The 14,387-nt window shown below is 74.0% G+C and carries 15 protein-coding genes; 11 read left to right on the forward strand and 4 right to left on the reverse strand.

Features of this window, described 5'->3' with window-relative positions; all coding sequences use genetic code 11:
- Positions 1 to 123 precede the first annotated feature (123 nt).
- The 3 genes from mihF to AB0J46_RS32980 all read right to left on the reverse strand — a co-directional run bounded on the left by mihF (position 124) and on the right by AB0J46_RS32980 (position 2,279).
- Positions 124 to 429 carry an integration host factor, actinobacterial type gene (mihF, locus tag AB0J46_RS32970; protein WP_043641121.1) on the reverse strand — a complete coding sequence of 102 codons (306 nt, stop codon included), beginning with the start codon at positions 427 to 429 and terminating at the stop codon, positions 124 to 126.
- A 102-nt stretch (positions 430 to 531) separates the two neighbouring features.
- Positions 532 to 936: a heme-binding protein gene (locus AB0J46_RS32975; RefSeq protein WP_358285520.1), complete on the reverse strand. Its 405-nt coding sequence runs from the start codon at positions 934 to 936 to the stop codon at positions 532 to 534.
- A gap of 107 nt (positions 937 to 1,043) precedes the next feature.
- Positions 1,044 to 2,279 (reverse strand): ROK family protein, encoded by a 1,236-nt coding sequence (locus AB0J46_RS32980; RefSeq protein WP_364338060.1) that lies wholly within the window; start codon positions 2,277 to 2,279, stop codon positions 1,044 to 1,046.
- 23 nt (positions 2,280 to 2,302) lie between these two features.
- Here AB0J46_RS32980 and AB0J46_RS32985 point away from each other — a divergent pair, with 23 nt between their 5' ends.
- The 11 genes from AB0J46_RS32985 (at position 2,303) to AB0J46_RS33035 (ending at position 13,472) form a co-directional block, all read left to right on the forward strand.
- Complete coding sequence (locus AB0J46_RS32985) at positions 2,303 to 3,529, forward strand: MFS transporter (protein WP_364338061.1); 1,227 nt, start codon at positions 2,303 to 2,305, stop codon at positions 3,527 to 3,529.
- A 294-nt stretch (positions 3,530 to 3,823) separates the two neighbouring features.
- Positions 3,824 to 4,855, forward strand: coding sequence for a LacI family DNA-binding transcriptional regulator (locus tag AB0J46_RS32990; protein ID WP_352361218.1), 1,032 nt, complete (start codon positions 3,824 to 3,826; stop codon positions 4,853 to 4,855).
- Positions 4,852 to 5,766, forward strand: a complete 915-nt coding sequence (locus AB0J46_RS32995) for a sugar ABC transporter permease (protein ID WP_364338062.1) — start codon at positions 4,852 to 4,854, stop codon at positions 5,764 to 5,766. The genes AB0J46_RS32990 and AB0J46_RS32995 overlap by 4 nt, the downstream gene beginning before the upstream one ends.
- On the forward strand, positions 5,763 to 6,581 hold the full coding sequence (locus AB0J46_RS33000) for a carbohydrate ABC transporter permease (protein ID WP_357706637.1): 819 nt from the start codon (positions 5,763 to 5,765) through the stop codon (positions 6,579 to 6,581). The genes AB0J46_RS32995 and AB0J46_RS33000 overlap by 4 nt, the downstream gene beginning before the upstream one ends.
- 12 nt (positions 6,582 to 6,593) lie before the next feature.
- Positions 6,594 to 7,904, forward strand: a complete 1,311-nt coding sequence (locus AB0J46_RS33005; protein WP_352361224.1) for a sugar ABC transporter substrate-binding protein — start codon at positions 6,594 to 6,596, stop codon at positions 7,902 to 7,904.
- A complete protein-coding gene (locus AB0J46_RS33010; protein ID WP_358285530.1) occupies positions 7,901 to 8,866 on the forward strand; it encodes an ADP-ribosylglycohydrolase family protein in 966 nt (321 codons plus the stop codon). The genes AB0J46_RS33005 and AB0J46_RS33010 overlap by 4 nt, the downstream gene beginning before the upstream one ends.
- 6 nt (positions 8,867 to 8,872) lie before the next feature.
- Entirely contained in the window at positions 8,873 to 9,832 is a 960-nt protein-coding gene (locus AB0J46_RS33015) for an ADP-ribosylglycohydrolase family protein (protein ID WP_364338063.1), read from the forward strand.
- A complete protein-coding gene (locus AB0J46_RS33020) occupies positions 9,829 to 10,968 on the forward strand; it encodes an ADP-ribosylglycohydrolase family protein (protein WP_352328141.1) in 1,140 nt (379 codons plus the stop codon). The genes AB0J46_RS33015 and AB0J46_RS33020 overlap by 4 nt, the downstream gene beginning before the upstream one ends.
- Positions 10,965 to 12,305 carry an ADP-ribosylglycohydrolase family protein gene (locus AB0J46_RS33025; RefSeq protein WP_364338064.1) on the forward strand — a complete coding sequence of 447 codons (1,341 nt, stop codon included), beginning with the start codon at positions 10,965 to 10,967 and terminating at the stop codon, positions 12,303 to 12,305. Before AB0J46_RS33020 ends, AB0J46_RS33025 begins: the two co-directional genes overlap by 4 nt.
- Positions 12,302 to 13,195 carry a ribokinase gene (rbsK, locus tag AB0J46_RS33030; RefSeq protein WP_364338065.1) on the forward strand — a complete coding sequence of 298 codons (894 nt, stop codon included), beginning with the start codon at positions 12,302 to 12,304 and terminating at the stop codon, positions 13,193 to 13,195. The genes AB0J46_RS33025 and rbsK overlap by 4 nt, the downstream gene beginning before the upstream one ends.
- Positions 13,196 to 13,253: 58 nt before the next feature.
- Positions 13,254 to 13,472: a hypothetical protein gene (locus tag AB0J46_RS33035; protein WP_352361234.1), complete on the forward strand. Its 219-nt coding sequence runs from the start codon at positions 13,254 to 13,256 to the stop codon at positions 13,470 to 13,472.
- Between the two features lie 85 nt (positions 13,473 to 13,557).
- On the opposite strand, the gene AB0J46_RS33040 is transcribed toward AB0J46_RS33035, so the two are convergent.
- Positions 13,558 to 14,256: an FCD domain-containing protein gene (locus AB0J46_RS33040; protein WP_364338067.1), complete on the reverse strand. Its 699-nt coding sequence runs from the start codon at positions 14,254 to 14,256 to the stop codon at positions 13,558 to 13,560.
- Positions 14,257 to 14,387 lie beyond the last annotated feature (131 nt).

Below are 14,387 nucleotides of genomic sequence, written 5' to 3' on the forward strand. Positions count from 1 at the left end.
CCTGAGGTTGACCCCTCGGCCGGGCCCGCCGTGGAGCGTGCGCCGCTCTCCGGCCCCTCCTGGCCCTACGAGGGGTCGCCGGCCGGTCCGCGCGACGTGGCGCGCGGACCCGGCCGCCCGGTCCTAGCCGAGCGCGTCGACCAGCTTCTTGCGCTGCTGGGCGCCGAGGCCGCCGAGACGGCGCTTCTCGTCGACGCCGGCCTCCTCCATCAGCGCGGTGGCCTTGGCCGGGCCGACGCCCTTGACGGCGCGCAGGGCCTGGGACACCTTGATCTTCTTGGCGATGTCGTCGTCGCGCTCCAGGAGCTGGGCGAAGGTCAGCTCGCCCGCCTTGACCTTGGCGAGCAGGGCCGTGCGGGCCGCGCGGGCCTCGGCCGCCTTCGCCAGAGCCGCCTGACGCTGCTCGGGGGTGAGAGTGGGAAGTGCCATCTCGTTCTTCTCCTCGGGGAGTTGGGTTCGGGAAACTGTTTCCCGTGGTGCAGTGGCTAATCATGGCGGATACCAGCGGTTCGTGTTGCGGAAAGCGCCCGCTCAACGAGTCCGCCACACCAGGGCGGCCGCTTCGGCGCACGCCACGTCCTGGCTGATCGTCCCGCCGCTGACCCCCACGCCGCCGGCCACCCGTTCCCCTTCGCCGTTGTCCGCCCAGAGGGGGATGCCACCCCCGAAACAGACGAATCTGTCACCAGTCAGACCGAAGAGCTCGCCGCCCGGCGCCACCAGCGGAGCGAGGTCCGCGGTGGCCGCGCGAAGGGCCACCGACGTGTACGCCTTGCCCGGCGCGAGCACCGGCCCGGCGATCTCCGCACCCGCCATACGCTGGAAAGACACCAGATGTCCGCCCGCGTCCACGACCGCCACCGAGACCAGCGCGCCCTCCCGGACGGCCTGCTTCAGGGCGGCCTCGGTCATGCGGAGCGCGAGTTCGAGATCCACGCGTTCACACCCCCGTCGATGATCATGAGCGCGCCGGGCCCTTCCATCCGTACAGCGCCGGGGGAGGGGGCGCAAGATCGCCTGGTCGGGGCTCGTGCCGCCGGAAGTTATTGCAAGATTTTCCTCTTGAGGGTGGAATGCGTCACATTTCGTGATCCGGGCGTGTCGGCGCCCTGGTCGGGGCCCCTTTCGCGCCATCTCTCCAGCCCTTCGGGGGTCAGGAAGACGTCGAACACCGACTCCATGGCCCCCAGCAGGGCCGCGCGCCAGCCCAGCGCGGCGGCCTCGATCCGGGGCGGACGCTCCCGCCGGATGGCCATCAGCGCGGGCCGGCAGGAGTCCGTCAGGGCCTCGCCCGCGCGCTCCAGCAGCGCGACGCCGTGCCCGGAGAGTGTGACGACCTCGGGGTCGTGCGCGTTGACCAGGGCGGCGATGCCCCGGCCGAGCGCGCGGGCCCCGGCCTCGACCGCCGCCGGGCTGCTCGCCAGCACCTCCTCCGCCTGCGCGCGGCCCCGGCCGCCGCCATGTGCCAGGCCCACGTGGCGCAGCAGCGCGTTCGCGCCCACCTCCTGGCCCCAGCAGCCGGTCGCGCCGCACGCGCACGGCCGGTCGCCGCCGCCCAGCGGCATGTGGCCGAACTCGGCGCCGGGGCCGCTCGCGCCGTCCAGCGGCCGGCCGTCCACGACGAGGACGCCGCCGAGGTCGAAGTCCACGTGCAGGTGCAGGCCCACCCGCACGCCGCGCAGCCGTCCGCGCCGGGCCTCGGCCAGGGCGGCCAGGCCCGTGTCGTTGCCCACCAGGACCGGGTCCGGGCCGGCCGGCCGCCACGCGAGGCCCAGCAGCCGGGGCACGTCCACCGACCGCCAGCCCAGGTGGGCGATGTCCACCAGCCCGTCGTGCCGGACCGGGCCGGCGAGGGCCACCCCGAGCCCGACCACCCGCCGCGACAGGTGGTCGGCCACCGCCTGGCCGAGCGAGGCCAGGGCGCCCTCCGGGGTGCCGTCGTGCGGCTGGACCTCCAGCACGCTCACCCGTCCGCCCAGCTCGCACGCCGCCAGCTCCCAGGCGTCCTCGCGCACGTCGGCGGCCAGGGCCAGCGGGCCCAGCGGGTGAGGGCCGGGCACCTGGGTGGGCCGTCCCCTGGCGTGCCCGGCGGCGGGCTCCTCGTGCAGCAGGGCGTCCTCGGCCAGGCCGGCGACCAGCACCGACGCCGTGCCCCTGGCCAGGTTGAGGTCGCGGGTGAGCTGCGACCTGGTACGGGTCGCCGCGCAGTCGTGCACCGCGCGCAGCAGCCGGACCCGGTTGTGCGCGCGAAGTTCGCCGCTCGTCGTAGCACTTTTCACAACTCCCAGCTTATGCTCTAGGCGTGAACAAAAGCCTCATTGATGCCAGACGGGCACGTGTCGGAGTCTTCGGTCTCTTCTCCCTGAGCGGATTCGTGATGGGTCTGTGGGCGGCCGGCCTGCCCTCGTTGAACGACCGCCTCGGCCTCGGCGCCGCCAGGCTGGGCACCGTCCTGTTGCTGATCTCCGGCGGCGCGCTGGTGTCGATGCTGGTGGCCGGGCGGCTGGTGGACAGGTGGTCGAGCCGGCGGGTGTCCTGGATCGGCGGGCCGCTGTCCGCCGTGCTGCTCCTCGGGCCCGCGCTGGCCCCCTCGTACGGGCCGCTGATGGCGCTCGCGCTGGCGTTCGGGATGGGGCTGGGGGTGGTCGAGGTCGCCATCAACGCCCACTCCGTCGAGGTCGAGCGGGTCTACGGCCGGCCCATCATCTCGGCCTTCCACGGCACGTGGAGCCTGGGCGGGGCGGCCGGCGGCGTGCTGACGTCCCTGGCGCTGCGGGTGTCGGTCGACCCGCAGGCGCTGCTGGTGGCGGGGGCGGTCGTCGTCCCGTTCCTGTACCTGCTGGCCTGCCGCCTGCTGCTGCCCGACGCCGCCCGGCAGGCCGGCGGGCAGGCGGACGGCGGCGAGGGCGGCGGCACGCTGAAGTGGGCGCTGATCGCGCTGCTCGGGGTGGCGGCCTTCGCCGGGCACCTGAGCGAGGGCGCGGCCATCGACTGGGCCGCCCTGCACGCCCGCTGGGTGCTGCACACCGACCCGGCCGACGCGCCGCTGGCCTACACGATCTTCTCGGTCGCGATGACGACCGTCCGCCTGCTCGGCGACCCGATCAGGGCCAGGCTGGGCTCGGTGCGCACGATCCAGCTCGCCGGCGGCTTCGCCACCTTGGGGTACGTCCTGGTGCTCGCCGCCCCGGCGCTCGGCGGGCCGCTGCGCGTGGTGTGCGCGTGGACCGGCTGGGCGCTGGCGGGCGTGGGGCTGGCCACCGTCGTTCCGGTGCTGTTCAGCGCGGTCGGCGCGGCGGGCGGACCGGTGGGGCGCGCGCTGGCCATGGTGACGGCCTTCGGCTACAGCGGGCTGCTGCTCGGCCCGGCGGTCCTCGGGTACGTGGCCGAGGCCACGGAGTCGCTGCCCGTCGCCCTGATCATCCCGGCCGTCCTGGCCGCCGTCGTCGCGCTCAGCGGTGCCCCGGGGATCCGCCTGCTCACCCGGCAGTCGCCGCCCGCCCCCGTCCCCGCCGAACGTCCCGTGTAGCGCCCGAATGCCCCGCGCGGCCCCGAATGTCCCGCGCGGCCCCGAACGCGCCGCGCGGCCCCGAACGCGCCGCGCGGCCGCCGGGCGTTCCCTGGGATGCCCTGAGCCGCTTCTGACGCGCCCGCTTCCCCGAACCGGGGGGAGCGGGCGCTCTTCTTTCGCCCATATGCCCGCTGACCTGGCGTTATGGGATCGTGACTTGACCCGGAAGTGAGGGCCCGGTTTCATGTGCGAAACACGGTAAACGTTTACAGACACTTTCCCGTAAACGTTTACCTTCCTGGAAGGACAGCCTTGGCCGACGGACCCACGATCACCACGATCGCCGAGCGCGCCGGTGTCTCGATCGCCTCCGTCTCGCGGGTCCTCAACGGCCTGCCGACCAGGCAGGAGACCGTGCGCAAGGTGATGGCCGCCGCCGACGAGCTGGGCTACGTGCGCAACGCCGTGGCCAGGTCGCTCAAGTCCCGGCGCACCCACCAGGTCGCCTTCGCCATGGCCGACGTCGGCAACCCCGCCTACCTGGCGATGCTGCGCCAGATCCAGCCGGTGCTCAAGGCGGCCGGCTACCGGCTCGTCCTGCACTCGACCGACGCCGTCGTGGCCGACGAGATCGACGTGCTGCACAGCCTGGGCGAGCGGTACGTGGACGGGCTGATCATGAGCCCGCTCCGGGTCACCGACGCCCACCTGCAGATGCTGGCCGCGGCCAGGGCGCCCGTCGTGATCATCGGCACGGTGCCGGAGGGCACGCCGGTGGACAACGTACGGGCCGACTCGCGCACCGGCGTCAAGCTCGCCGTCGACCACCTGCACGCGCTCGGACGCCGGCGCATCGCGCTGGTCAACGGCCCGCCCGACACCTGGCCCGGCGCCTCGCGCGGCGCGGCCTACCGCGAGGCGCTGGAGCAGCTCGGCCTGCCCTACGACGACGACCTGGTCCAGATCGGCGACTTCTACCGCGCGCAAGGGGGCCGCGCGGTGGCCGAGCTGCTGGACCGGGCGCCCGACGTCGACGCGCTGATGTGCGCCAACGACCTGATCGCGCTCGGCGCGCTCGACGTGCTGCGCGCCGCCGGCCGCCGGGTGCCCGAGGACGTGGCGGTGGTCGGCATGGACGACACCGACCTGGCCGCCGCGTCCTGGCCGTCGCTGTCGAGCGTCTCGCTCGGCTCGGCCGAACGCGGCAAGGCCGCCGCGGAGCTGCTGCTCGACCGCCTGAACGGCGACGACGCCGCGCCGCGCGTGATCACCGTTCCGCCGCGCCTGGTGGTGCGGGCCTCGACGGCGGGCGAGACCTACGGACATGAGGGAGGCAGGACGTGACCGCGACCGTGACGACGGCGGCACCGCCCCGGCGCCCGCCTTCCCGGCGGCGTCCCAAGTCGCGCGGGAACCGCGAGATGTGGCTGCTCATGCTGCCCGCGCTGGTGCCCGTCGCGCTGTTCAGCGTCGGCCCGCTGCTGTACGGCATCGGCCTGGCCTTCACCGACGCCCGCAACACGCGCGTCCACGAGACCAGCTTCGTCGGCCTGGAGAACTTCGGCCGGCTGCTCACCGACGACGACTTCTGGGCCTCCTTCCGGATCGGCGCGATCTGGTCGGTCTCGGTGACCGTGCTGCAGTTCCTGGCCGCGCTCGGCCTGGCGGTGCTGCTCAACCAGAACCTGCGCTTCAGGACCCTGGCCCGGGTGCTCGCGGTGGTGCCGTGGGCGATGCCGCCGGTGGTCATCGGCCTGATGTGGAAGCTCGTCTACCACCCCGACGCGGGCATCCTGAACAGCCTGCTCGGCACGCACGTCAACTGGCTGGCCGACTTCTCGCTCGCGCTGCCCGCGATCATCGTGGTGGGCGTCTGGACCGGCATGCCGCAGACCACCGTGGTCCTGCTCGCCGGACTCCAGGGCATCCCGAAGGAGCTCTACGAGGCCGGCGAGGTCGACGGCGCGAGCCGCTGGCGGCGGTTCTGGAGCATCACGCTCCCGCAGCTGCGGCCGGTGATCGTGTCGATCACCTCGCTCGACTTCGTGTGGAACATCAACCAGTTCGGCCTGGTCTACGTGCTCACCCAGGGCGGCCCCGGCGGCCAGACCCGGCTGCCGATGCTGTTCGCCTACGAGGAGGCGTTCCGCTACCGGATGGCCGGATACGCCTCGATGCTCGGCCTGGCCATGGCGATCGTCGTGCTCACGGTGCTCGGCCTGTACCTGTGGCGCCAGATGAGGGAGACCCGATGAGACGCGCCCCGCAGTACGTCGCGCTGGTCGCGTACATCGTCTTCCTGGCGTTCCCGCTGTTCTGGCTGCTCTCGACGGCGCTGAAGACGCCCCAGGAGATGGCGCTGGCCGACCCGACGTGGATCCCGCGCGAGCCGACCCTGTCCAACTTCTCCGACGCCTTCGGCGAGCAGGACCTGATCGGCGCGGCCGGCCGCAGCCTGGTCGTGGCGCTGTTCAGCAGCGTGATCACCGTGCTGATCTCGCTGCCGGCCTCGTACGCCATGGCCCGCTACCGCAGCCTGCTCAACAAGGTCGCGATCGGGTGGGTGCTGGTCAGCCAGGTCTTCCCGTTCATCCTGATCATCATCCCGCTCTTCATGATCCTGCGGGATCTGGAGCTGGTGAACACCCTGCCGGGGCTCGTCGTCGTGCACGTGACGTTCACGCTGCCGTTCGCGCTGTGGATGCTCCAGGGCTACGTGCGGGCCGTGCCGCGCGAGCTGGAGGAGGCCGCGGCCGTCGACGGCGCGACCCGGCTGCGCTCGATCGCCAGCGTGGTGGCGCCGCTGCTCGCGCCCGGTGTGGTGGCCACGCTGCTGTTCTCTTTCATCTCGTCGTGGAACGAGTTCCTGTTCGCGCTCGTGATCCTCCAGGACCCCGACGTGATGACACTCCCGCTCACGCTGGTGCGGTTCACCGGCCCCGAGGGGGTGGCCAGGCTCGGCCCGCTGGCCGCGGCGTCGCTCATGGCGACGATCCCGAGCCTGATCTTCTTCGCAATCATTCAGCGGCGACTGAAGTCCGGCCTGATGGCCGGCGCCGTGAAGGGCTAGTAGGAGGCTCATATGCGAATCAAGTCCGCATTGGCGGCGGCGGCCGTCGTCGCGTTCGCCGCCGCGTGTGGCGGCAGCGGAGGAGGGGGCGGTGGAGAGGCCGCCTCGTCCGGCGAGCCGGTGAAGCTCAACTTCCTCAGCCTGGCCTGGCAGAAGGAGTCCGTCGCGGCCAACAAGCAGATCGTCGACGAGTGGAACAAGGCCAACCCCAAGACCCAGGTCACCTACGTGCAGGGCAGCTGGGACAACGTCAACGACCAGCTCGTCACCCAGTTCGCCGGCGGCACCGCGCCGGACGTGATCCACAACGACTCGCCGGCGCTGGCCGGGTTCGCCTCCGACGGCTACCTGCTCGACCTGACGAGCAAGCTGCCCGCCGACCTCAAGGGCGACATCCCGCAGTCCGCCTGGGACACCGTCACCTTCAACGGCGGCAAGGGCGAGCAGGGCATCTACGGCGTGCCGTTCCTGCAGGAGTCGCAGGTCATCATCGCCAACAAGAAGCTCCTGGACGCCTCCAAGGTGCGCGTCCCCACCGCGGACAACCCGTGGACCTGGGACGAGTTCTCCGAGGCCGCCAAGAAGATGACCAAGGGCGGCACGTTCGGCGTGGCCTGGCCGATGAAGTCGCCGGTCAACAAGACGCTCAACCTGGCGCTCAACTTCGGCGGCACGTTCTTCCAGACCGCCGACGGCAAGACCACGGTCAAGGTCGGGCCGGAGGAGCGCGAGGTGCTCCAGCGCATCCACGACCAGCTCTACAAGGACAAGTCCGCCGACCCGGCCGCGCTCGGCCAGGGCACCGCCGACCCGCTGCCCGCCTTCTACAAGGGCAAGTTCGCGCTGCTGCCGGCCGGCGTCTACCTGCGTCAGCAGGTCGCCGAGCAGGCCCCGGACGACTTCGACTGGGTGACCCTGCCCGCGCCGAAGGGCACCAGCGCCCAGCAGGGCGCGGTCTCGCAGACGCTGTCGATCGCCCAGGACAGCAAGCACCCGGACGAGGCCATGAAGTTCATCTCGTTCTTCCTCAACGGCGCCAACCAGGCCAAGCTCGCCAAGGGCGACTGGCTGCTGCCGACCTCGCAGACGGCCGCCGCCGACCCGGCGATGACCACCCAGGACAACGGCTGGGACGTCGCCACCGCCTCCGCCAAGAACCTGGTCGTGGCCCCGTTCCTGAAGGTGAACGGCTTCGACGAGTGGAAGAGCAAAGTCGCCACGCCGGTCCTCCAGGAGTACTTCGCCAATAAGATCACCATCGACGACGCGGCCAAGCGGCTCGTCGAGGACGGCAACCAGGTCTTGGAGCGGTACCAGCAGTGACTCATCGCCTGAGGGCCCGGGGGTGTCTGCTCGGCCTGGCGGCCGGCGACGCCCTCGGCGCCCCCGCCGAGAACCTGTCGCCGTCGGAGATCCGGCGGCGGTGGGGCCGGCTCACCGAGATCGAGGGCGGCGGCACCGACGACACCGAGTACGCCATCTTCGCCGCCTCGCTGCTCGTCCGGCACGGGCACGCCCTGACCGCGGCCGACGTCGCGCGGGCGTACCGGCAGGAGATCATCCCGTCGGTGACCGGGCCGATGCGCGGCGCCGGGTTCTCCGAGCTGGGCACGATCGAAGCGCTCCGCCGGGGGCTGGAGCCGCCGCTGACCGGGCGCGTCCACCAGCACGGCTGGTCCGACGGGCTGGCCATGCGGGCGGCGCCGTACGGGATCTTCTGCCCCGGCGACCCGGCCGAGGCGGCCCGCCTGATCGAGCAGGACGGGCTGGTCAGCGGGTCGGGCGAGGGCATTCTCGGCGGCCGCGCGGTCGCCGGGGCCGTGGCCGCCGCCATGGCGGGCGGCACGCCCGCCGAGGCAGTGGCGGCCGCCCTTTCGGTGATCCCCGCCGACTCCTGGACGGCCCGCGCGATCGTCAGGGCGCGCGACGTGCTCGCGACGGGCGCGGACGACGACCTGGCCCTGATCGAGGCGCTGCACGAGGCCGTCGTGGTCCGGCACTACCCCTGGACCGACCTCGCGCCCGAGGCCGTCGCGCTGGCGCTGGGCGCTGTCCTGGCGGGCGGCGGCGAGGTGGAGGCCACGGTGACGTTCGGGGTCAGCCTGGGCCGGGACGCCGACACGATCGGCGCCATCGCCGGCGCGGTCGCCGGCGCGATCCAGGGAGAACAGGGCGTGCCCGGACGATGGGCCGCCCGGATCGGCCCGGTGAGCGGCAAATGCCTGCCCGTCGTGGCCGGAAGACACGTGCTGGACGTCGCCGACGAACTGGCGGAAGGACTGTAGATCATCATGTCGGGGGACAGAATCAGGGGGGCCTTCATCGGGCTCGCCGTGGGCGACGCCGCCGGCTGGCCCGCGGCCAGGCACCGCGCCGCCCTGCACGCGCCCTGGAGCCGGCGCCTGCACCGCGAGCTGGACGCCTTCGCCGAGGAGCACCGCGTCACCACGCTGCCGGTGCCGTTCGCGCTCAACCAGCCGATCGCGCCGCTGGCCGTCGGGCCGTCCGACGACGCCGAATGGCTGGCCTGGACGCTGCTGACGATCGACCGGCCGCGGGCCGCGGCGTTCCGGGAGCTGACCGGCGTCCGGGCGCGCATCTCGGTGGCCACCGCGCTGGACAACCTGGCCAGGGGCGTCGAGCCGCCGGCCTCCGGGCACGACAATCCCCACCACTTCGACGACGCCGCCGCCGTACGGGCGGTCGCGTTCGGAGCCCTGGGCAAGGACCCGACCGAGGACGCCCAGGTGACCAACGCCGGCGACGGCCTGCTCGGGGCCCAGGCCATGGCCGCCGCCGTGGCCGCCGCGGTCGCGTCGGGCTCGGTGGGCCAGGCCGTGGAGGCGGCGCTCGCCGTCCTGCCCGGCGACACCGCCATCGGGCACAACGCCCGGGTGGCGCTGGCCGCGGCGCGGAAGGCGGGCGACCCGTTCGGCGCGGTGCCCGCGCTGGACGCCGCACTGCTCGACCACGTCTACAGCTACGGCGTGGGCGCCGCCCAGACGGTGCCCGTCGCCTTGGCGCTGGCCGAGGCGGCGGGGGGCGACCTGGCCCGCGCCGTCCCGGCCGCCGCCTGCCTGTCGGCGCTCGCCGACTCGGCGCCCGCGCTGACCGGCGCACTGGCGGGGGCCGCCAGTGGGTACGGCGCGATCCCGGAGGGGTGGCTCGCGCCGGCCCGCACGCTGGCGGGCTGCTGCCTGCCGGAGCTGGCGGGCAAGGATCTGATCGAACTGACGAAGGGAATCGCATGACGCCGCTTGAGGACAGGGCCACTGGCTGCGTGGCGGGGGCGGCGGTCGGTGACGCGCTGGGCGGCGCCACCGAGGGCTGGACTCCCGAACAGATCGTGGAGCGGTACGGGGGCCGGGTCGAGGGCATCGTGCCGCCGTACAACGAGGACTGGCGCAACGCCCGGCCGATCGCGCCGTACCACAAGGGCGACGGGCACATCACCGACGACACCCTGATGACGCACGCCCTGATCCGCGTGTACGAGAAGGTCGGCGGGCACCTCGGCGCGTACGCGATGGCCGACCACTTCGTGCCGGAGCTGATGGGCGAGCGGCGGTGGATCCCCGAGCTGGAGGCCGAGGCGCTGCCGCTGCAGCGGATCTTCCTGGCCGAGAAGTGGATCGTGGCCCGCCTGCACTACGGGCACGTCGACCCGCGCGAGGCCGGCGTCGGCAACATCGTCAACTGCGGCGCGGCCATGTACGTCGCGCCCGTCGGCATCGTCAACGCCGCCGACCCCGACGCCGCCTACGCCGAGGCCGTCGACCTGACCGGGGCCCACCAGTCCAGCTACGGACGCGAGGCCGCCGGCGTGATGGCCGCCGCCGTCGCCGAGGCCATGCGGCCGGGCGCCACGGTCGACTCCGTGGTCGCCGCCTGCCTGCGCCTGGCCAAGGACGGAACCCGCGCCGCCATCGAGGCGGTCTGCGAGGCCGCGGCCGGCGTCGGCCACTGGGACGGCTCCTTCGAGGTGCTGCGCGCGGCCGTACGGCCCTTCGACACGGTCGCCGACACCTACCGCGACCAGGGGCTCGGCGCGCGCCGGCCGAGCCGGGTGCACAGCATCGAGGAGCTGCCGCTGGCGCTGGGCTTCCTGGTCGCGGCCAAGGGCGACGTCCGCGACACCGTGCTCGGCGGCGTGAACTACGGCCGCGACGCCGACTCGATCGCCTCCATGGGCGGAGCGATCGCGGGCGCCCTCGGGGGGCTGTCCGCGGTGCCCGCGCAGTGGGTGGAGCAGGTGGGGGCGGCCAGCCGTACCGACCTGGTCGCGCCGGGCCTGGCGATCGCCGAGGTGGCGCGCCGGGTGCACGCCGACGACCTGGCGCGGCGGCGCGCCCACGAGGCCGCCTTCGCCGAGCTGGACGCTCGATGATCAGGCTCACCTGGGTCCAGCCGGAGGATCTGGTCGGCCACGAGCTGCGCCAGGCCGGCGAGGACGGCAGGGGCGGCCTGCCGCAGGTGCGCGAGCTGGCCGGACGGTGGCACGCGGCGGGCGGCCACGACGCCCCGCCGCGCGCCGGCGCCTCCGAGGCCGCCGCGGCCCGGCTGCGCCCGCTGGCCGAGAGCCTGCTGGACGAGCTGGCCGCGATCCCGTCGCCGCTGGATGAGCCCTCCGACCTGGACGCCATCGTCGCCGCCTGCCCCGACTGGCCCTCGGCCGGGACCGCGGCGAAGGCGGACCCGGCGCGGCTGCTGGGCGCCTGGCAGGGACGGGCGGCCGGCTGCGTGCTGGGCAAGCCGGTGGAGAAGATCCCGCGCGCGGGCATCAGGCAGATCGCCGAGGCCACCGGCAACTGGCCGATCACCGGCTGGTTCACCGCCGAGGGCCTGCCGGAGGAGATCGCGCGCAGGTGGCCGTGGAACCGGCGCAGCGCGGTCAACTCGCTGGCCGAGAACATCGACGGCATCCCCGAGGACGACGACCTCAACTACCCGCTGCTGGCGCTGTCCGTCCTGGAGCGCCATGGCCGCGGCTTCACCACCGAGGACGTCGCCAAGCTGTGGCTGGACGAGCTGCCGGCCGGCCGCACGTTCACCGCCGAGCGGGTCGCCTACCGCAACCTGCTCGACGGCTTCGAGCCGCCGGGGACGGCCACCCGCCGCAACCCGTTCCGCGAGTGGATCGGCGCCTTCATCAGGACGGACGTCTACGGCTGGGCCAACCCCGGCGACCCCGCCACGGCCGCCGAGCTGGCCTGGCGCGACGCCCGGCTGACCCACACCGCCAACGGGATCTACGGCGCGATGTTCGTCGCGGCCATGTGTGCCGCCTCGCTGGTCGCCGGCTCGGCGCGGGAGGCCGTCGAGGCGGGCCTGTCGGTCGTGCCGCGCGGCTCCCGCCTGCACGAGGCGGTCAGCCTGGCCGTCGCCGACGCCGCCCGCGAGCCGGACTTCGAGCGTGTCATCGACCTGCTGCACCAGCGGCATGGCACGCTGCACTGGGTGCACACGATCAACAACGCCGCGCTGGTGGCCGCCACGCTGATCCACGGCGCGGGCGACTTCACCGCCACGGTCGCGGGCGCGGTCGCCGGCGGCTGGGACACCGACTCGGCCGGGGCCACGGCGGGGTCCGTGGCGGGCGCGCTGAACGGCGGCGTGCCGGACCGCTGGCTCATGCGCGACAGCCTGGCCAGCAGCCTGACCGGCTTCGACGGGGTGGGGCTCGGTGAGCTGGCGCGACGTACACAGGAGATGATGGCCCCATGATCTCGGTTTTCGGCAGCGCCAACATGGACCTCGTCGCGTACGTGTCCCAGGCCCCCAAGCGGGGCGAGACGGTCACCGGTCACCGGTTCCGGACCGTGCCCGGCGGCAAGGGCGCCAACCAGGCCATCGCCGCGGCCCGCGCCGGCGCGCAGGTGGCCTTCCTCGGCGCGGTCGGCGACGACGCCTTCGGGGCCGAGATGCGCTCCACCCTGGCCGAGGCCGGCGTGGACGTCCGCGGCCTGCGCCAGGTGCCCGGCCCCAGCGGCATCGCGCACATCGTGGTCGACGACGCCGGCGGCAACTCGATCATCGTCGTCCCCGGCGCGAACGGCACCGTGACCGGGCCGTCCGGCGGCGACCTGGCCACGATCGCCGGGTCGCGGGCCCTGCTGCTCCAGCTCGAACTGCCCATGGAGGCCGTCGTGGCCGCCGCGGAGGCGGCCCGGGTCTCCGGGGTGCCCGCCGTCCTGACCCCGGCGCCCGCGCAGCCGCTGCCCGACGAGCTGCTCGACGCGGTCACCATGATCGTCCCGAACGAGCACGAGGCCGCCGACATCACCGGCCAGTCCGACCCCGACGCCGCCCTCGACGCGCTCCTCGAACGCGTCGAGGAGGCCGTCATCACGCTGGGCTCGCGCGGCGCGCTCTACGGCGCGCGCTCGGGCGAGCGGCTGCGGGTGCCCGCGATCGAGGTCAAGGCCGTGGACACCACGGCCGCCGGTGACACGTTCGTCGGCGCACTGGCGGTCGCGCGGGCCGACGGCCTGGCCCCGGCCGAGGCGCTGCGCTTCGCCTCGGTGGCGGCGGCGCTGTCGGTGCAGCGGGCGGGCGCCAGCACGTCGATGCCGGTCAGGGCCGAGATCGAGGACGCGTTGCGGGAGCTGTCCTAGCCCGTCCCTTGACGTCCGGCCGGGCGTCAAGGGACGCCGTCACGGGCAGGTGGGGGCCATGAACCGAAAGCCCGACGACCTGCCCGCGGCGGTGGGAGGCGTGGAGGGGGAGAGCGACGTGGTCGCCGAGCGGTCCGCCTCCGGATCGCCCAGGACCCGCCGCCCGCTGTCCGCGGACCCGCCCGACGAGCTGGAGGAGCCCGTCCCGGAGGAGCCGCCCGAGGAGGACGACGAAGGCGAGGACGTCATCCGCCCCGACGCCGGCCCCACCGCCTGACGCACCCGCCTGGCGCACCCGCCTGACCTGCCGCCTGCTCCACCCGCCGGGACCGCCTGCCGGGACCGCCTGCCCCGGCGCTCTGTCAGGCGCCGGGTTGCGTGTGCAGCCGGGCGAGGGTCTGCTCCAGCTCGGCCTGCAGCAGGTCGCCGGCCGCCGCCGCGTCTCCGTCGCGGACCGCGGCCACCAGCGCGGCGTGCGCGTCGTGCCCCGGGTTGCGGTCGTGGCCGCGCAGCTCCAGCAGCCCCACCATGTCGATCAGCCCCTCCCGCAACGCCGGCGCGAACTCGGCGAACAGGTCCGTGAGCACCGGGTTGCCCGCCGCCGCCACGACCGCCGCGTGCAGCGCGATGTCGGCGTCGACGAACGCCGCGTCGTCCTCGCCCGCCGCCCGTTCGCGGGCCTGGAGCGCGGCCTCCATCGCCGCGACGTCCTCGTCGGTACGCCGGGCCGCCGCCAGCCTGGCCGCCTGGGTCTCGACCATCATGCGGACCTCGTACACGTCGGTGATCGCGGCCCGGCGCAGCCGCGCCGGCCAGTCCTCGGCCGGCTCCGAGGCGATGACGAACACCCCCGAACCCTGACGCGCCCGCACCAGCCCCGCCCCGGCCAGCGCCCGCAGCGCCTCGCGGACCGTGGACCGGCCCACCCCGAGCGTCTTGGCCAGCGCGTTCTCGCCGGGCAGCCGGGTGCCGACCGGCCAGTGGCCCCCGGTGATCTGCTCGCGCAGGTGCTGGACGGCCTGGTCGACCAGGGGGCTGCGGCGGAGGGCGCCGAGCGGCATATAAACCTCTCAGGTTGTCTGAGGACCTGTGTTGTGGTTAGTGTAGCCGCCATGTCGTCGTACGGTCTCCTTCTTCTCGGCCGCCGCGGCGGGGCCTGACCGGACCGGCACCCCGCCGCGGCGTGCGAGGT

Source organism: Nonomuraea sp. NPDC049758, assembly GCF_040674635.1.
GTDB lineage: Bacteria > Actinomycetota > Actinomycetes > Streptosporangiales > Streptosporangiaceae > Nonomuraea.